The organism is Microbacterium sp. 22296 (assembly GCF_052045385.1).
Lineage (GTDB): Bacteria > Actinomycetota > Actinomycetes > Actinomycetales > Microbacteriaceae > Microbacterium.
Map to the genome: position 1 here is coordinate 72,493 of NZ_JBQEOS010000007.1, position 18,325 is coordinate 90,817.

General features: G+C 71.7%; 12 protein-coding genes. All 12 read left to right on the forward strand.

All coding sequences use genetic code 11. From position 1 onward, the window contains the following. Nucleotides 1-93 precede the first annotated feature (93 nt). The gene (locus tag ACTJJP_RS13465; protein ID WP_440775507.1) at nucleotides 94-1,200 is read left to right on the forward strand and encodes an ABC transporter; all 1,107 of its coding nucleotides are present in this window, start codon (nucleotides 94-96) and stop codon (nucleotides 1,198-1,200) included. A 93-nt stretch (nucleotides 1,201-1,293) separates the two neighbouring features. Next, nucleotides 1,294-1,677, forward strand: a complete 384-nt coding sequence (locus ACTJJP_RS13470) for a hypothetical protein (RefSeq protein WP_440775508.1) — start codon at nucleotides 1,294-1,296, stop codon at nucleotides 1,675-1,677. 88 nt (nucleotides 1,678-1,765) lie between these two features. Further along, entirely contained in the window at nucleotides 1,766-2,428 is a 663-nt protein-coding gene (locus tag ACTJJP_RS13475) for a spermidine/putrescine ABC transporter substrate-binding protein (protein WP_440775509.1), read from the forward strand. 100 nt (nucleotides 2,429-2,528) lie between these two features. Beyond that, nucleotides 2,529-3,665: a serine/threonine-protein kinase gene (locus ACTJJP_RS13480; protein ID WP_440775510.1), complete on the forward strand. Its 1,137-nt coding sequence runs from the start codon at nucleotides 2,529-2,531 to the stop codon at nucleotides 3,663-3,665. Continuing rightward, nucleotides 3,662-9,601 (forward strand): Ig-like domain-containing protein, encoded by a 5,940-nt coding sequence (locus ACTJJP_RS13485; RefSeq protein WP_440775511.1) that lies wholly within the window; start codon nucleotides 3,662-3,664, stop codon nucleotides 9,599-9,601. The genes ACTJJP_RS13480 and ACTJJP_RS13485 overlap by 4 nt, the downstream gene beginning before the upstream one ends. 47 nt (nucleotides 9,602-9,648) lie before the next feature. Continuing rightward, nucleotides 9,649-10,614, forward strand: a complete 966-nt coding sequence (locus ACTJJP_RS13490; RefSeq protein WP_440775512.1) for an AAA family ATPase — start codon at nucleotides 9,649-9,651, stop codon at nucleotides 10,612-10,614. Nucleotides 10,615-10,660: 46 nt separating this feature from the next. Further along, nucleotides 10,661-12,037 (forward strand): DUF58 domain-containing protein, encoded by a 1,377-nt coding sequence (locus ACTJJP_RS13495; protein ID WP_440775513.1) that lies wholly within the window; start codon nucleotides 10,661-10,663, stop codon nucleotides 12,035-12,037. Further along, a complete protein-coding gene (locus tag ACTJJP_RS13500) occupies nucleotides 12,034-14,562 on the forward strand; it encodes a transglutaminase domain-containing protein (protein WP_440775514.1) in 2,529 nt (842 codons plus the stop codon). Before ACTJJP_RS13495 ends, ACTJJP_RS13500 begins: the two co-directional genes overlap by 4 nt. Beyond that, on the forward strand, nucleotides 14,559-16,274 hold the full coding sequence (locus tag ACTJJP_RS13505; RefSeq protein WP_440775515.1) for a DUF5684 domain-containing protein: 1,716 nt from the start codon (nucleotides 14,559-14,561) through the stop codon (nucleotides 16,272-16,274). Before ACTJJP_RS13500 ends, ACTJJP_RS13505 begins: the two co-directional genes overlap by 4 nt. Then, the gene (locus ACTJJP_RS13510; RefSeq protein ID WP_440775516.1) at nucleotides 16,271-17,116 is read left to right on the forward strand and encodes a hypothetical protein; all 846 of its coding nucleotides are present in this window, start codon (nucleotides 16,271-16,273) and stop codon (nucleotides 17,114-17,116) included. The genes ACTJJP_RS13505 and ACTJJP_RS13510 overlap by 4 nt, the downstream gene beginning before the upstream one ends. 353 nt (nucleotides 17,117-17,469) lie before the next feature. Further along, nucleotides 17,470-17,838: a 30S ribosomal protein S12 gene (gene rpsL / locus ACTJJP_RS13515; protein WP_013584051.1), complete on the forward strand. Its 369-nt coding sequence runs from the start codon at nucleotides 17,470-17,472 to the stop codon at nucleotides 17,836-17,838. A gap of 5 nt (nucleotides 17,839-17,843) precedes the next feature. Continuing rightward, nucleotides 17,844-18,314 carry a 30S ribosomal protein S7 gene (rpsG, locus tag ACTJJP_RS13520; RefSeq protein WP_055833595.1) on the forward strand — a complete coding sequence of 157 codons (471 nt, stop codon included), beginning with the start codon at nucleotides 17,844-17,846 and terminating at the stop codon, nucleotides 18,312-18,314. Nucleotides 18,315-18,325: the final 11 nt, after the last annotated feature.

The following is an 18,325-nucleotide window of genomic DNA, read 5'->3' on the forward strand; positions in this document are numbered from 1 at the left end:
CACGGTCGAGACGCATTCCCCCGGCACGCCTGCGCGGCGCGTCGCCCCCGGCGGGATAGCCTGACGCCGCAATCACCGCGTGAGGAGACCCCCATGAGCGACAACACGTCGGGCAGCGACCGCGTCGCTGCACGGACGGATTCGTACGGCGACCCCGTCATCGAACCCCAGGAGGACGCGCACGACGTCGTCGGACGGGCCCACGAGGGTCTCGCCGACGCCGAGGCCGCCCGTCGCGACGCCGTCGACCCGCAGACGGCCGACGCCGCCTGGCACGAGCGCGAACAGCACGAGCGCGAGGAAGCCGCCGCGGTCTCCGATCGCCGTGACCACACCGCTCCGGTCGTTCACGACGCCTCGCCCGTCGAACCGCAGACGACCCCGGCCGCCACTCCCGCGTCCTCGTCGGTCGATCTCGACGACGAAGACGCGCGCTGGGCCGCCTACGCCGCTTCGGCCGAGCCGGAGCATCAGACCGCGTCGCCCACCCGTGACGACGAGGACGCACGCACCACGGTCTCGCCGGTGGCCGCGACGGCCGCCGCAGCCGGAACGGGTGCCGCGGTCGCCGGTGCCGGCACCGCCGCATCGACTTCCGTGTCCGATGAGCCCACCCGTGCGTTCGGCACCCCGCAGCCCATCTTCGTGCAGGCGCCCGAGGCGCCTCGGCCGCGCGGCAACCGCGGCGCCGCCGGCGCCATCGGCCTGCTCGCGGCCCTCGCCTTCGCGGTGCTGTACCTCGCCGCCACTCTCGGCCTGCAGCTGCTCACCGACGGCCTGCAGATCGCAGAGATCGGCTCCGCGGCTCTGTCGGCGCTCACCACCTGGGGCCTGTGGGTGCCGACCGTCGCGTTCTTCTTCGGCTTCTGGTTCCTCGGTGCGCTGATCAACCGCGGTCGCTGGGGTCACTGGGTGGTGTGGGGTTTGGTCGTCGGGGTCGTCGCCTGGGTCGGGCACCTGCTCGGTGTGCTCATCGCCGCACCGTTCTGGATGATCACCGGGAGCGAATCGGTCGACCTGCTGCTGAACAACGTGCTCGCTCCGCTGGCGATCGTCGCTTTCGTGCTCGGCCGTGAGCTGACCATCTGGTTCGGAGCGTGGGTGGCCGCCCGCGGTCGACGCGTCACCGAGCTCAACGCCGAGGCGCAGCGCGAGTACGAGCGCACCCTCGAAGCCGGACCGCAGCTGTCGCAGCGCTGAGACGGATGCCATGACGAATGAGCCGCGACCNCGGTCGCGGTCGTTTTCGCCTCCGTCGTCTTCATCGCGCTCTCGATCGCTGCGCTCGGGGTGGTGAGTCTCGTCCTCGACGCCGACGTCATCCCGGTGCGAGGTCTCGGCGCGGTGCCGGGCGTGATCGGACAGGTGGTCGCCCTCGGCTCCTTCGCGGGCGTCCTCCTGTGGGGCCTGCGGGCCGTTCCGCCGAGCTTCCTCACCGCCGTTCCCTGCGCGATCGCGGCGTACGTCGGCGAGATCGTCGGGGTCGTGGTCGGTGCTCTCGTCAGCGGTGCCGATCCGGCACGCGGTGTCGCTGCGGCCGGCAGCGTGGCCGTCGGCTTCGCCGGTCCGGTCATCGCGGCGGTGGGCCTCCTGGCGGCGCTCTTCGGGGTCCTCCTGGTGCGCGCGCGTACGAGCGGACCGCGGTGGACGTGGGAGGACGACGACGACGCGGCCTGAGGCACGGCATCCGGGTGCCCGGGATGCTCCTGACGCGCGGGGCCGTGGCGTCCGCGAATTCCCGGGCGTGTCGGGCTAGCGTAGGAGCGTGGAGCGGTCGCTCGAGAGCCAGGTCGGTCAGGCGGTGGACGCCTGGCTGCGTTGGCTGCCCCGGTGGGAGCCGGCGAACCATCGCGGACGCGTCGCCCCGTGCCGCCGGTGCTTCGGTTCACCGGTGCTCTCGGCCGCCGGATTGGGATCGGACGTGCCGCACGGCGTGCAGCACGGGCTCTCCACCCGCGTGAAGGGCATCGTCGACCACGCCGTCGCCGACTACACCGCCCGCAACCTCCCCATGCTGCAGGCCGAACTCGACCAGCAGTCCGAGCGCAACCGGCGTCGTTCGTACCGCCCCTCAGAGGGCCTCGAGCCCGAGTTCGAGGGGGTGCCGCTCGATCCCGATCCCGAGCCCGGATCGCCGTTCCTGTTCACCCTGACCGGGCTGGCCGCCGAGGAGGATGCCGAACTCCCGGCCCTTCCCCCGCTTTCGGATGCCGCCAAGGCCGCGCTGCGTCAAGAGGTCGGGCTGGCCGACGATTACGCGAACATGATCGGTCGCGAGGTGTGCTCGATCCTGCTCCACCACCGCCTGCGCATCCAGACTGCGGTCGCGGAGTACGTCGAACCGCAGATCGCGGCTCTCCTCGACGATCTCACCCGTTCGCTGGACGCGCCCTTCGATCCCCGGGAGTCCGAGCCCCCCGCACCGTGAACCGCCTGTGTACAGACGGCGGGCGCGATCATGCTGTTTTGTTAGCATCGTCGGGTCGTTCGCCAGTGGTGTCGCGGACGCATCGTCCGGAGGGAGCTCGATGCCGCAGCGGCTCCCGTCGTCGCCGCCCATCCTGCCCGGGCTCGCGTACATCCGTCCCCTCGGTTCGGGTGGCTTCGCCGACGTCTTCCTCTACGGGCAGGACATGCCCCGCCGCGACGTCGCCGTGAAGGTCCTCCCCAGCGACGTGCGAGACGCCGACCTGCTGCGCATGTTCAACGCCGAGGCAGACGTGCTCGCTCACCTGTCGGCCCACCCGTCGATCGTCACCGTGTACCAGGCGGGGATCTCGGCCGACGGTCGGCCCTACATCGTCATGGAGTACTGTCCGGGCTCGCTCGCCCAGCGTTTCCGGGTGGAACGGATGCCGCTGGCGGAGGTGCTGTCCATCGGCGTGCGCATGGCGGGGGCGCTCGAATCAGCGCATCACGCGGGCCTCATCCATCGCGACGTCAAGCCCAGCAACATCCTCGTCACCACCTTCGGCGCCCCCGTGCTCGCCGACTTCGGCATCTCCTCGTCGCTGGTGCGGCAGGGGGCCGACGAGATGCTGGCCATGTCGGTGCCGTGGAGCGCGCCCGAGGTCGTCGCCGAGCAGACCGCGGGAACCGTGGCGAGCGAAGTGTGGAGCCTCGGGGCGACCGTGTACTCGTTGCTGGCCGGGCACAGCCCGTTCGAACGCCGCGAGAAGGGGCAGAACTCGCGAGAGCAGCTGCGCCGACGCATCGCGCGGGGGTCCTACACCGACGTCGCCCGTGCCGACGTCCCGGCAGCCCTGCAAGGCGTGCTCGCGCGGTCCATGTCGCGCAACCCCTCCGATCGATACGACAGCGCCCGCGCGTTCGGCGAGGCGTTGCAGACGGTGCAGGCCGAGATGGGCCTGCCCGCGACGCCCCTCGAGGTCCCCGCCGCGGAATGGGCCCCCGCCGCGCGCGCGGTCGACTTCGCCGACGGAATTCTGCGGGGACCGGCACGCTCGCACATCGAGCGCGAAGGCTCGCGCAAACACCGCGCCTCGTCGGGGGTCGCCGGCTACGCCCGCGACGAAGACACCGACATCGCCGCACCCGCGTCGAAGACGTTCCACCCGCTGCCCTGGGTGCTCGCGGCAGCCACGGCGGTGGCGGCCGCCGCCGTCGTCGTGGCTGCCCTCCACGCCGCGGGTGTGCTCCGATGAAGCGCAGTACCGTCGCCGGCCTGACCGCCGCCGTGGTGTCGGCCGCGCTGGTGGTGACGGCGAGCGTCGTCTGGCCCGGTCTCGACGCGCAGCAGACACCCGAGGTCGACACCTCCGTCTGGGCGCTGCAGACGGGAGAGGGTCAGCGTTACGCGCGCGTGAACACCGCCGTCGGCGAGCTCGACACCGTCCGCGCGGCCGGGAACCCGAGCCAAGTTGCCCAGTCCGGCGACGGCGCGTACCTCTTCACCGACAGCTACAGCAAGCTCACGCGCATCGACGAGGCGCTCCCGGTCGATCTGCAGGAGGAACAGCTGCATGCCGCCCCCGACACGCCGCCGGGAACCACCTCCGTCGTCACGGCGGGCGACTACGTGGTCTACCGCACCGATGCCGGGACGCTCTTCGCCGGGCGACTGAGCCGCGCCGGCCAGGCGGCCGTCGAGCTCGACCCTTTCGACGCCGAGGGTGACGACGACGCGACCGCCTACTCGGCCGATGCCGTCGCCCTCGATGAGCGGGGGATGCTGTTCGCCTACTCCTCGGCCGACTCGTCGGTGCTGCGCTACGACATCGAATCCGACGAGGTCAGGGGGCGCGACGACCTCGACGCCGACATCACGTCGCCCGTCATCTCGGCAGCCGGCGACACCTGGGTCCTCGTCGACACCGACGCCGGTCGCGCCTGGATCCGCGGCGGCGAACCCGTCGACATCGATACCGGCGAGCAGGTCGTCGTGGGCGATGCAGACCCCGCGGCCCGTGCCGTCTACGTGGCCGACGACCGATCGCTCTGGACGATTCCCACCGACGGCTCCGCTCCCCGTCGCGAGATGGGCGGCGGCGGCAACGTGCTGGGGCAGCCGGCACGGCCGGTCTGGCACCAGGGGGTCGCCTACGCGGCATGGCTGCTCCCGGGTGAGGCGCGCGGCACGCTGTGGAGATCGGACCAGGGCGAGACCGGTCTCGACTACGGCGGGGCGTCGATGCCCGACCAGCGCCGACCGGTCTTCGTCGCCACCGCGCACGCGGTCATCCTGAACGAGACGCGCACGGGCTGGGTGTGGACGGTGCCCGACGGCTCGCTCGTCGCGTCGAGCCAGAACTGGTCGCTGGACGACCGGACCGAGCAGACCGCGGTTCAGAGCGAGGAGCAGCTCAGCGTCGTACTCGATCCGAAGCCGCCGATCGCCGAACCGGATTCGTTCGGCGTGCGTCCGGGGCGGCTCGTCACGCTTCCGGTCCTGCTGAACGACCACGACCCCAACGAGGACGTGCTCAGCATCGTCGGAGAGAGCGTTACGGGCCTGGATCCCGGCTTCGGAACCCTTTCATTGACCGACTCCGCACAGCGGCTCGTCGTGCGGGTGTCGCCGACCGCCGCGGGCAGTGCGACCTTCACCTATGCGGTGACCGACGGCACCGCGGCAGACGGGTTGACGTCCACTCCCACCACGGTGACGCTCGCCGCGTCGCCGGCCGACGCGAACGCGGCGCCGGTGTGGTGCGGCGTCACGGCATGCCTGCAGCCCTGGCCCACCCCCGAGGTCGCCCGCGGGGGCACCGTCACCGTTCCGGCCCTCTCCGGGTGGGTGGATCCCGACGGCGACCCGCTCCTGCTGCTCTCGGTCGAGAACCCGGGCGGCATCGGCACCGTCGCTGCGACCCCCGGCGGCGACATCGTCTACCAGCACGCCGACGACGGTTCCGGCGGCGAGCAGAACGTCGAACTCGATGTCACCGTCGCCGACACCCGCGGGGCGACGACCACGAAACCCCTCGTCGTCCGCGTGGCGCCCGACCCGGCGCTCTCGGTTCAGTCCTTCGCCGTCGTCGACACCGTGGATTCGTCGATCTCGATCGACGTCGGCCCCCACGTCACCGGCACCGCGGGCGACATCTCGCTCGCCTCCGTCCGCGTCCTCGATGGCGCGGCGGCGACCGCCACGGTCATCGGCGGCAGCACCGCCTTCGAACTCACGGCGGCCCAACCGGGCGTCTACCGCGTCGATTTCACCGTCAACGGGGGAGGTCGCGACGCCAACGGGACGGCGCGTGTCACTCTGCTCCCCGCCGATGCCCCGGCGCAGTTGTCGACCGCTCCGGTGGTGGCCTTCGTCCGCCCGCAAGAAGACGCGACCCTCGACGTCTTCCGTGCCGTCTCGAACCCCACGGGCCGGGTGCTGCTTCTGAGCGAGGTCGATGCCGACGCCGAAGAGGGCGCGTCGCTCACCGTCGACACCGTGGGCCAGAACGACCTCCGCGTCTCAGGGAGCACGGCCGACGGCGCGGCTGGTCTCCTCGGCACGGTGGGGTACACCGTCAGCGACGGCACCGACGACGAGGGCTCGCGCATCACGGGCGAGGCGACGGTCTACCTGCTGCCGCCGGCTCCCGAGATCGCGCCCATCGCCGTCGATGACACCGTGACCGTCCGTGCGGGTGCGCAGATCGACATCCCCGTGCTCGACAACGACATCTCGCCCGCCGGCGGGCGTCCCACGCTCGATCCCTCGAGCGTCCGGGCCACCCCCGCCGTCGACGGTCTCGCTTTCGCGTCGGGCGGTCTGCTCCGCTACCTGGCTCCGACGACGCCGGGCGCCTACGAGGTGGCGTACCGCGTCTCGACGACCGGGACGCCGTCGCTGTGGGACGAGGCGACGGTGCGCATCACCGTCCTCGGCGACGCCGCGAATCGCGCGCCGCTTCCGGGCACGCTCGAGGGGCGCGTGCTCAGCGGCGGGACGACCACGATCGACTTCGACGCCTTCGCCGTCGACCCCGACGGCGACGCCGTGACGCTCGACCGCATCGTCACGCAGCCCGAGCGGGGGACGGCATCCGTATCGCCCGACGGGGCGTCGATCCTCTACTCCTCGCTCCCCGGGGACCGCGGTCAGGTGTCTCTTCGCTATCGCGTGTCCGATCCGACGGGCGCCACCGGAGAGGGCACCGTCCGCATCGGCGTGCTGGATGCCGAGGCGAACCCGAGTCCCATCACCTTCACCGACTACGTGCAGGTGCAGGCGGGCGCCGACCGCACGGTCCGTGTCAGCCCCCTGGCGAACGACATCGATCCCACGCAGGGCCGTCTCACCCTCAGCGGTGTGCGCCCGGATCTGCCTGAGACGCTCGTCGACGGCTCCGACAACCCGGAGTACGAGCGCCTCGACGGCTTCATCGGCGCCGTCGCCGACACCGCCGTCGTCATCCGAGCGGGTGAGCAGCCGGGCACCCTGTCCTTCCTGTACGACGTGGAGTCGGACTCCGGCAACACCGGCCGCGGCCTGATCGTGGTCAAGGTCGTGCGCGAGAACGTGCCCGACTATCCCGTCGTCACCGACACGGTCCTGACGGTGGAGAACCGTGACGACTTCGTCGCGGGCGTCGACGTGATCGCCGGCAGGGCGACGTGGTCGGGTGGCGAGGTCGGCGACCTCGAGGTGGCACTGTGGGGTGACCCGGTCGACGTGCGGGCGGACGGCCGGCGCATCTCCGGCGCACTCCCGGCGACGCGCCGAGTCGTTCCGTTCGCCGTCACCGGCCGCGTGGGCGACGCCGATGTCACCACGTACGCCTTCCTCCGGGTGCCCGGCGACGACGATCTGAGCCTCTCGCTCCGACCGAACGCGGCGCAGCGCGTCGACGAACTCGCATCCGTCTCGTTCGACATGGCATCCCTGGTCGCCCTCCCTCGCCGCGCGACGCTCGAGGTCGGTGCCGACGTCACCGCCACGGGCGTCCGCGCCGAGGGGCGATGCACGGTTGCGGGGTCCGTCGTCACGTACGACGCGGGCGGCGGTTCGCCGTGGACCGACGCCTGCCGTGTCCCGGTCCGGGTCGCGGGCAGCGCGGACTGGACGGTGCTGTCGGTGCCGATCGGCGTCGTCGCCCGCGATCCTCAGCCCGAACTGCGTCCGGGCGCGCTCACCGTGGGCCCGGGGGAGACGGCCACCTTCGACCTGCGCAACATGACGTCGTGGCAGCTCGGTCGCGAAGACGCGGGGGGCGCACGCTACGCGCTGGAGTCCTCCGGCTCGGCGTTCGCGGTGTCGCTCGAGGGATCCATCGTGACCGTGACGGGCGACGACCGTGCCCTGCCCGGGACCGAGAACGCCGCGCTCGTGTCGATCACGAGCCATGAGGCGGTGGCGCCTGCCCGGCTCGTGATGCGCGTCGGCGCCGCGCCGTCCACGCTGCCCCAGGGGGGCACCACCTCGTCGCAGTGCTCCCAGGCCGCCGGAACGAGTTGCACCATCGAGGTCATCGGCTCCCCGGGTGAGGTGAACCCGCTCCCGCGCACGCCGCTCGAGGTCGTGGCGGTCAGACCGACCGCCGGCTGCACGGGAGTGAGCTTCTCCGTCGCGTCGCCGACGAGCGTGGCAGCCTCGTGGAACGCCGACACGCCGGGTGCATCGTGCAGCGCCGGTGTGACCCTCCGCGATGCCCAGGGACGCACGACGGCATCCACCCGCGACGCTCGGGTCACCCTCGACCTGCTCGGCTACCCCCGTTCGCCGGCGAGCGTCCGGCAGACCGCCTTCGCCGATGGCTCGCTGACGCTGCGCGTCGATCCGGGCGAGGCGGGACGCGCGTACCCGGGCCTCACCGGCTTCACGGTGCGCACCGGCGGCCAGACCGTCGGTCGATGCGCGTCCGACGGATCGTGCCCGCCCATCTCCGCCCCGAACGGCGAGCAGCGGGAGTACGTCGTGACCGCGGTCAACGACGTCGGGGAGTCCCGGGGGGCGGTGACCACGACCGGTTGGGCCTATCGCCCTCCCGCCCAGCCGCGCGAGCTGGCGTTCACCCCCGTGAAGACCGGCGGTGAGGGCAATGTCGCCGACCTCGTGATCAGCGGTGTCGACGGGGCGGAGACGGGGGCGCTCGAGATCTCCAGCCCGGTGGGGGAGACCGTCCGCGTCGATGTCGGACGCACGCAGGACGAGGTGCAGGTTCGTCGCTTCGTCGTGGGGTCGAACACGGCCACCAGCATCACCGTCCGCCCGATCTCGCGATTCACCCTGCCGCCCGGTCTCGGCGGAGCCGCGAACGGGAGCGAGCTCGTCGGCACCGCTCACGGCGTCGGCGTCGCGCAGAACCTCATGCTCAACCTCACCTCTCGCTCGACGGGCAATCAGCAGTCGACCGTCGTCGCCGAGGGCTCGGCCCAGCCGAATGGCACCGACGTCGAGCTGAAGTACGACATCGCCGAGGGCCGGTCCCGGTGCCAGCCGACATCCGACTCGGCGCGCGAGGAGTTCCCGAACCGCAACGACGGCGAGACGTATGACTACACGTTCTGCGTCGAAACGTTCTTCCGCGGCGAATCGTACGGAGCGGTCGGCGTCAAGCAGAGTGTGAACGTCCAGCAGAACGCCGCAGCTCCGGAGGGCTACACCTTCCGCGTCGACCCCGACGCGAGAGTCGAGGGTACGACCGCACGGTGGTTCTTCGAGCGTCGGATCGAGGCGGGCACCCCGCCGCCGCGCAACAACAAGGTCGTCTACGACAACTGGGACGCCGGTTCCTCCGTGTTCGACCGCGATCCGAACATCCTCGTCTTCTTCCAGCACGAGGTCTGGGGCACGCGGTCGCAGCCCGGCCGGGTGAAGCCGGCTCAGGGCAGCGCTCCGTACCAGGTACAGGCGACCTGGAGCATCGTCAGCTGCGAGGGCGGTGGCACGCTGCGCGCGGAGGGCACCACGAGCAACGGCGCAGGAAGCGTGACCCCTGCCTACGGGAACGTCGTGTACCGGGACGCGAGCGGGACGACGCTGCCGACGAACCCGGACGATCCCACCCGCGTCCCGATCGGTGCGACGACCGTCGACCGCGTCGGCGTCACGGTGGCCTGGTCCGACCCGGCGTGGAATCTGAACCCGAAGACCGTCGAATTCGCCGGCTCCTGCCGACCCGGCACGCCGGCCCCCTGATCCCGAGCCGTCCCGGCATCCCTCCCCTCTCAGCCAAGGAAGACGACATGACGATCACCCAGGAGCAGGCCACCTGGTTCTCCCAGACCTTCTCGCAGATCGCCGACAACGTCGAGCGCGCCGTCCTCGGCAAGCGTCACGTCGTCGAGCTCGTGCTGACGGCCATGCTCAGCGATGGTCATGTGCTGCTCGAGGACGTCCCCGGCACGGGCAAGACGTCGCTCGCGCGCGCCGTGGCGCAGTCCGTGCAGGGCACGAACACGCGCATCCAGTTCACGCCGGATCTGCTGCCGGGTGACATCACCGGAATCACCGTCTACGACCAGAAGACCGGGTCGTTCGAGTTCCACACCGGTCCGATCTTCGCCAACATCGTGCTCGCCGACGAGATCAACCGCGCGAGCCCGAAGACCCAGTCGGCACTGCTGGAGGTCATGGAAGAGGGCAGCGTCACGATCGACGGCGTCTCGCGCCAGGTGGGCGTGCCGTTCCTCGTGCTGGCGACGCAGAACCCCGTCGAGCAGGCCGGGACCTACCGCCTCCCCGAGGCGCAGCTCGACCGGTTCCTCCTGCGTACCTCCCTCGGGTATCCCGACCACGCCGCGACCGTCCGCATCCTCGACGGGGCGGCGGTCGCCACCGCGGAGTTGCGCGCCATCATCACCCCGCAGGCGCTCGTCGGCATGGCCGACCTCGCGGCGTCCGTGTACGTCGACGCGCTCGTGCTCGACTACATCGCCCGTCTCGTGGATGCCACCCGCACGGCCGACGAGGTGCGGCTCGGCGTCAGCATCCGCGGCGCCCTCGCCCTGACGCGGGCGACGCGTGCGCGCGCTGCCGCGAAGGGCCGCACGTTCGTCACACCCGACGACGTCAAAGCCCTCGCCGTCGCGGTGCTCTCGCACCGCCTGATCCTGCATCCCGAGGCCGAATTCGACGGGGTGACGCAGGAGGCCGTCATCGGTCAGGTCCTGCTCGACACGCTCCCTCCCACCCAGCGCGAGAGCGCGTGACGATGTCACGCATCCCCGCGATCCGTCCGGCGCCGGGAGGTGACGCATGCCAGACACCGGTCTCACCGAATCGCGCCTGACGAGAACGTCCGCCGGCACGTTGCGGACCGGTTCGCGCACGTCGGTCACGTCGACGTCGGTCCGACGTCAGCGCCGCATCGTGCGCGCCGTTGTGCGGGCGACGGAGCTGTGGCGGGCCGTCACCACCGCCGTCGTGACGGCCGCGCGATGGGCCGGTCGCACGGTGCGCCCGGCCGGCGCCGTCGTTGTCGCCGCCGCCACGTTCGGTCTGATCCTCGGCGTCCTGTTCGGATGGGTCGAGTGGATGGTCGCGGGGGCCGCCGCGCTCCTGCTGCTGGCCATGAGCGTGCCGTTCCTCTTCGGTGCCCGCGCCTACGACGTCGACCTCGCACTGCAGCACGATCGCGTGGTCGCCGGTCACGGGGTGACGGGGCAGATCGTGGTGCGCAACGACGGCGCGCGCGCCGCCCTGCCCGGACGACTCGACATCCCGGTGGGGCGGGGGCTGGTCGAATTCGGTGTGCCCTTCCTGCGACCGGGTCACGCCGCGACCGAGCCGCTGCAAATACCGCCGCTGCCCCGGGGCGTGGTCCGCATCGGCCCGGTGACGACCGTGCGGAGCGACCCGGTCGGACTCCTCCGGCGCGAGCACGCCTTCGACGACGTGCACGACCTGTTCGTGCACCCGCGCACCGTCGTCCTCCCCTCGACCAGCGCCGGTCTGATCCGTGACCTCGAGGGGAGCGCGACGCGTCGCCTCGTCGATGCCGACATGTCGTTCCACGCCATCCGCGAGTACGTCCCCGGCGACGCGCGCCGCCAGGTGCACTGGAAATCCACCGCCAAGACCGGGCGCCTCATGGTGCGCCAGTACGAGGAGTCCCGTCGCTCCCGCATGGCCGTCGTGCTCGCCGCGGCGACGCCGGAGTACGCCGATGCCGACGAGTACGAGCTCGCCGTCTCCGCGGCTGCCTCCCTGGGGCTGCGCGCGGTTCGCGACGCCCGAGACGTCGATGTCGTCACCGGTTCCGAAATCCCCCGCGTGGTGAAGGGGCGCCTGCGCGCGATCCGTCGACTTCCGGTGGTGTCGCCGCGGGCGATGCTCGACGGCTTCAGCGGCCTCGACCGGCACGACAACACCCTGCCCGTGGAAGACGTCTGCCGCGTGGCATCCGAGGCGGGCGAACGCGTGTCGATCGCGTTCGTCGTCGTGGGTTCGGCTGTGCCCCTGGCACGCCTGCGGCACGCGGCCCTCGCGTTCCCCGTCGACACCGCCGTGGCGGCCGTGATCTGCGACGAACGCGCGCACCCGCGCATGCAGAGCGTGGCGGGTCTGTCGGTGCTGACCATTGGTACGCTCGACGACCTGTCGGGGCTGCTGGTGCGGGGAGCGGCCTCGTGAGCGTGCGCCGTGGTGCGCTCGCGGCGGCGCGCGGTCGTGAGCCGTCGGCGACGCCCCGGCTGGTCGCCGGTGCCATCTACACCGCGGTGTGCGTCGTCCTCGCCGCGATCGCCGCGTGGCCGGTGTACGCGACGGGGCCGTTCCTCCTGCTCGTCGTGGTCGCCGCCGTCGTCGCGGCCGGCGTCGTCGCCCTCGTCTCCCGGCGAGCCGGGGGAGGGTGGGCGCTCACGGCCGCGCTCGCCGTGGCCTTCGCCGTGCTCGCCCTTCCTCTGGCGGTACCGTCGCGGATGACCTCGGTCCCCGAGGTGGTGAGAGGCCTCGGCGAGGCCCTCGCCGGCGTCGTCGTCGCGTGGAAAGATCTCGTCACTGTCGACCTGCCGGTCGGGGCCTACCGCAACCTGCTGGTCCCGGCGCTCATCGTCTTCCTCGTGGGCACGGCGCTCACGCTCGCACTCTCGATCCGCTCCGACCGTCGAGCACTCGTCGCCGTGATCCCGGGCTCGGCCATGACCGGGTTCGGGCTGTTCTTCGGCCGCACCGCGACGAGCTCAGCGCTGTCGATCGGGCCGCTCGAGGTCGCGGCGCCGGTCGAGACGGCGGTCGGGCTCGGCGCGCTCCTCGCCGCGGTGCTGTGGCTGGCCTGGCGCGCCCATGACGAGCGTGTTCGTGCCCTCTCACGGGCGAGCGCCGGCTCCGCCGTGACCGTCGGGAGGGGGCCGTCGCTCGCCGAGCGGCGACGCGCAGCCCTCGGCGTCGTCATGCTCGCCGTCGCGGTGATCGTGACCGTGGCCGTCGTGCCCTCGGCGGCGCGTGATGCCGACCGTCGCGTCCTGCGCTCGGCGACCGGCCCCGAGCTGCAGATCGCCGAAGCGGTGAGCCCCCTCGCCGCCTACCGTGCCCTGTTCTCCGACGCCCGCTCCGACGACGTGCTGTTCCGGGTCACGAGCCCCGGAGACGCGGAAGCCGAGGGGCTCCCGGAGCGCATCCGCATCGCCACCCTCGACACGTACGACGGCGAGATCTTCCGTGCGTCCGGTGATGCGGGGGGAGGCTTCGTCCGGCTGCCGTCCTCCCGCGACGCCGGTGACGGCCGTGCGGTCGGCGCCGACGTCGAGATCGTGGACCTCGGGGGACTGTGGATGCCGACGGCAGGGCGTCTGTCGGGGGTGACGTTCGACGGCGATCGTCGCACGCTGCTCGCCGACCGGTTCTACTACAGCGCCGACGCGCAGGCCGGAGTGCAGATCGCCGACGGCGGCTTGCGCCCGGGCGACCGGTACCGCCTCGACGGCGTGGAGCCCGCGGCCGACGATCTCGCTTCGCTCTCGCCTCCCGGCGACACCGCCGGGACGGCGGGCGGCGACAACCTCCGCCGGTGGGTGGCGCAGAACGCCTCGGGATCGGGTGGGGCGGCGCTGCAGGGGCTCGTGCAGCTGCTCCGCGAGCGAGGCTATCTCAGCCACAGCCTCGCCCTCGAGGGATCCGCCCCGCCGAGCTGGACGGCGGACCTGCCCGGTTATCGACTTCAGCCGAGCGCATCCGGTCACTCGATCGCACGGATCGACCGCATGTTCGAGCGGCTGCTGAAGCGCGAAGACGATCCACGCGCCCTCGCCTCCGACAACTTCGTCGCCGCGATCGGCGACGACGAGCAGTTCTCGGTGGCGACGGCGCTCATCGCCCACGAACTGGGTTTCCCCGCCCGCGTCGTGGTGGGTGCCCGCGTGAGCTCCACCGACACCTCCCTCTCGACCTGCGATGCGGGGGAGTGCCGGGCGCGCGACGTGACGGCGTGGACCGAGGTGCAGGGCTCCGACGGTGGCTGGACGCCGATCGACGTGACACCGCAGTGGGAGAAGTCGCCGAGCCTGGAGGTCACCCAGCAGCAGGACCCGGAGAACGTCACCGAGGTCAGGCCCGACACCGTCGAAGAGGTCGTCCCGCCCGAGCCGGTGCAGGAAGACGATGCGCTCGATGACGACGAGCGTGCCGACGCCGGTGTCGATCTCGCTTGGCTGTGGGCCCTGGCGCGGGTCGTCGGCATCGTGCTGCTCCTGTTCCTCATCGTGTTCGGGCCGTTCCTGACGGTCGTCGTCGCGAAGCTGCTGCGTCGGCGCGGCCGTCGGCTCGACCCCGACCCGCGCTCGGCCATCGCCGGCGGCTGGGACGAGTACGTCGACACCGCCCTCGATTCCCGGCGTGCCCTGCCCCGCGCGCCGACGCGTCGTGAGGTCGCCGAGGTGCTGGCGACCGCGGGCGGAATCCGTCTGGCCGACGATGCGGATCGGGCCGTATTCTCGCCGGCTGCGGTGACCGCTTCCGAGGCCGCGGCCTTCTGGCGCATCGTCGACGAGGAACGGCGTGCCCTTCGGAGCCGCCAGAGCATGTGGCAGCGGGTCTGCTCGGCCCTATCGTTGAGATCGTTCCTGGGGTTCCTCGCCCCGGGCCGTCGGCGGCGAAGGCCACCGCACCGCGATGAGAGGGGGAGGCGTTCCACCGTCCAGGCGGAGCGCGACACGACATGACCGATTCGACGATGGTGACTCTCGGGATGACGTCGTTCGCGCTCGTCGTCGTGCTCTACGTGTGGTTCGCGTTGGCCCTGGCTGCGATGTTCCGCAAGATGGGTGAGCCGGCGTGGAAGGCCTGGGTTCCGGTCCTGAACCTCGCTACCGTGCTCCAGCGGGGCGACTTCTCGCCCTGGCTGGTGCTGTTGAACGTCGTGCCGCTGTTCGGCGGGATCGCCTTCTTCATCGTCTTCGTCGTCGCCGTCCACCGCATCACGGCGGTCTTCGGCGGCGGTACCGGCCTCACGGTGGTGGGTGCGCTGTTCCCGATCGTGTGGGCCAGCATCCTCGGGTGGGGCTCGGCGCGCTGGTCGGGTCGTGAGGGCGCCGGTCGTGTCGAGGAACGCTCCGGTCCGTTCCGGCGAGGCAACGACGACGCGCCGGCGTACGTCCCGCTCGTGGGCGGCTGGATTCCGGACGTCGAGGGAGCATCGGACGCGCCGGGTTCGGCGCGGAGCCGGTGGACTCCGGATGTCTCAGGCGCATCGAACGCGCCGAATTCGGCGCGGAGTCGATGGACCCCGGATGCCGCCGACGCGGAGGGTGCGCCGGGGTCGAAGCGCGACGGCGCACCCTCGGTACCCTTCTCCGAACCAGTCGTGATGCCCTTCGCGGCGCCCTCGGTGTCGCTGGCCGATGCGGTTCCCTCGCCCGCCGATTGGTCGCCCCCGGCGGATCCGGCGCCCGCGGTCTCGCCCGACCGCGACCGCCGCGACGACGATGCACGTGTCGGGCGAGCCGAGGCGGCGCCCGACTCATCGGTGTCCGAGGTTCTCGACGCGTTGCGTCACGACCCCCGTCGCGGCTCGGGCGGTCTCCGACGCGGTCTCGCCGTGGATGCGCTCCAGGGCATGTTGGACCCCCGCGTCGACAGGACACGTGCCACCCCCGAGGATGCGCGGGGCACCGCGGCCGACCCGATCCTCGGCGAAGCCGTCGAAGACCACGAATCCCTCGCGTCGCCGAGACGCGATCAGCCTGCGAGCGACGGAGGGACGGGCGCGGATGCCGAGCCGCCCGTCGCCCCGTGGGTCAGCCCCTCCCGGCGCTCGCAGCGATCGGGCGGCGAGCCCACGGTGCCGATCGCCGACGTTCCCCTCACGCGCCCCTCGCCCGAGTCCGTGGCCGTCTCGCACCCGTCGGCCGTCTCGCCCGGTGAGGAGTTCCCCGAGCTGTCCGAGGCGATCTCGGCGGTCTCCGAGCTTCCGGAGGCGGGGTCTCCGCGGTCCGCCCGCACGGCGGTGTCGACCCTGTTCACGCAGTCCGAGTTGCCCGCGATCGCCGACGACGAGGATGCGGACGCACTCGATCGCACTGTCGTGACGCGTCGCAAACGCATTCCGTGGACGCTGGTGCCGCCCGCGGGCGCGCCGATCGCGCTGACGTCGGGGGTCGTCATCCTCGGACGACGTCCGGGACCGGATGCCGACCACCCGGACGCGCAGCTCATCGCGATCTCGGATGAGACGCGGACGGTCTCCAAGACCCACGCACGCCTCCAATTGCGCGGAGAGGTCTGGTATGTCACCGACCTCGACTCCACCAACGGCGTCCTGTTCGCCACGCTCATGGGCACCGAGGTCGAGGCGCCCCGGGGGGAGGAGATCGAGGCCGGTGAACGGTTCTTCCTCGGCGACGCGGAGGTGCGGTTGACGCGGAGCGATACGTGAACGGTCCCGACGAGCACGACGACGGCCCCGACGACGTCACCCTGTGGTCCGGACGTCTGCGGGCCTGGCCGGTCGCACCCGGCGTCGATGAGAGCGCGGACGACGACACGGTCAGCACGCGCCGAACGACGTCCGTCGGCGGCGCCGCGTCGTCCCCTGCCGCTTCGCGCCATGACCTGCCGCTCGTGCCGGCCACTCTCCCCGACGATCGGGCCCCGCATGCGCCTCCCGACGTCGCCGCGCCGCTTGCGATCGAGGACGTCACGGCGCGGCAGGAGATCGACGACATCACGGCGCCGCGGGCACCCGACCAGGTCACGATGCGGGCCGCGCTCCTCGACGTCACGGCGCCGTCCGGGCCGGACGACGTCACGGCGCCGACGCGCTCGCGCGCGGCACAGGCCGGGGCGGGGCGGTCCCGGACGGGGGATCCGTCGGCGATCCCCGACGCGATCGACGATGATCCCCCCGCGTCCGTGGTCGACACCTCGACGGCCCCGCGCGCGGGTATCGAGCCCCGTCTGACCGCATCCGTCGCCGACACCGCGGCCGATGCCCGCCCCCGCGGCATCCGGCCGCCCGTCCCCGTCGTTCACGGCGAACCGCCGGTCGGGCGCGAGGCCCGATCGCCGGTCGCGCTGCAGCGGGAGGCTTACGCGCCGCGCGTCGACGAGCCCGCGAGGGTGGCGCGGGCTTCCACCGTCGGGACGGCCCGGTCGGGCGACGCGGCGCTCGTCCACCCGCGGCGTGGGCCGAGCCGGGCACGCCTCGCGGTTCTGACGGCCGCGGTCGTCGCCGTCGTCGTGCTCGCAGCGGTCGGCGTCGCGCTCCTGTTCGCCTAGGGTGCGGCATCCGGCGCCGTCGGGTGCCGCCGCTCTCGCGAATGTTTGCCGCACCCCCGCAGAGCGCGTATCATTGACCGGGTGTGCGTTCACGCGCGCCGTGCGTCATGCCCTCGGGCGTGCCACGCGGATCAACGCTCGCACCATCTCAGGGATCGACCTGCGAACAGGTCGCCCCCACGGCATATCCACCATGAATCGCGCCAGATCATTCTGTCGCGGGGTGGATCACACGTGAGCCCGACACGTCACGAATCGAAAGATGAGCGATATGCCGGGGGAGACACGACGCTGTCACCGTGCAGCACCTGGGCGAGACCGAGAGGGACCGCCCAGCCAATCAAGGAGAGAACGTGCCAACCATTCAGCAGTTGGTTCGCAAGGGCCGCTCGCCGAAGGTCTCGAAGACCAAGGCTCCCGCGCTGAAGTCGAACCCCCAGCAGGCCGGCGTGTGCACCCGCGTGTACACGACGACCCCCAAGAAGCCGAACTCGGCGATGCGCAAGGTCGCTCGTGTCAAGCTGCGCAACGGCACCGAGGTCACCGCCTACATCCCCGGCGAGGGCCACAACCTGCAGGAGCACTCGCTCGTGCTCGTCCGCGGTGGTCGCGTCAAGGACCTCCCCGGTGTCCGTTACAAGATCGTCCGCGGTGCGCTCGACACCCAGGCTGTCAAGAACCGTAAGCAGGCTCGTAGCCGCTACGGCGCGAAGAAGGGCTGACCCAGATGCCTCGTAAAGGTCCCGTCACCAAGCGCCCGGTCGTCAACGACCCGGTCTACGGTGCTCCGATCGTCAGCCAGCTCGTCAACAAGATCCTCGTCGACGGTAAGAAGTCGATCGCGGAGTCGATCGTCTACACCGCTCTCAAGGGTGTCGAGGCGAAGAACAGCCAGGATGCCGTCGCGACGCTGAAGAAGGCGCTCGACAACGTCCGCCCCACCCTCGAGGTCAAGAGCCGCCGCGTCGGTGGCTCGACCTACCAGGTGCCCGTCGAAGTCAAGCCGCACCGCGCGAACACCCTCGCGCTGCGCTGGCTCGTGAGCTACGCCAAGGGTCGTCGTGAGAAGACGATGACCGAGCGTCTGCAGAACGAGATCCTCGACGCCTCGAACGGCCTCGGTGCCGCGGTCAAGCGCCGCGAAGACACCCACAAGATGGCCGAGTCGAACCGCGCCTTCGCGCACTACCGCTGGTAACAGCTCCCTCT

Coding starts and splice junctions, on each gene's coding strand:
- ACTJJP_RS13465 (WP_440775507.1), top strand. CDS start 94: ATGAGCGACAACACGTCGGGCAGCGACCGCGTCGCTGCACGGACGGAT.
- ACTJJP_RS13485 (WP_440775511.1), top strand. CDS start 3,662: ATGAAGCGCAGTACCGTCGCCGGCCTGACCGCCGCCGTGGTGTCGGCC.
- ACTJJP_RS13480 (WP_440775510.1), top strand. CDS start 2,529: ATGCCGCAGCGGCTCCCGTCGTCGCCGCCCATCCTGCCCGGGCTCGCG.
- ACTJJP_RS13505 (WP_440775515.1), top strand. CDS start 14,559: ATGACCGATTCGACGATGGTGACTCTCGGGATGACGTCGTTCGCGCTC.
- ACTJJP_RS13490 (WP_440775512.1), top strand. CDS start 9,649: ATGACGATCACCCAGGAGCAGGCCACCTGGTTCTCCCAGACCTTCTCG.
- ACTJJP_RS13495 (WP_440775513.1), top strand. CDS start 10,661: ATGCCAGACACCGGTCTCACCGAATCGCGCCTGACGAGAACGTCCGCC.
- rpsG (WP_055833595.1), top strand. CDS start 17,844: ATGCCTCGTAAAGGTCCCGTCACCAAGCGCCCGGTCGTCAACGACCCG.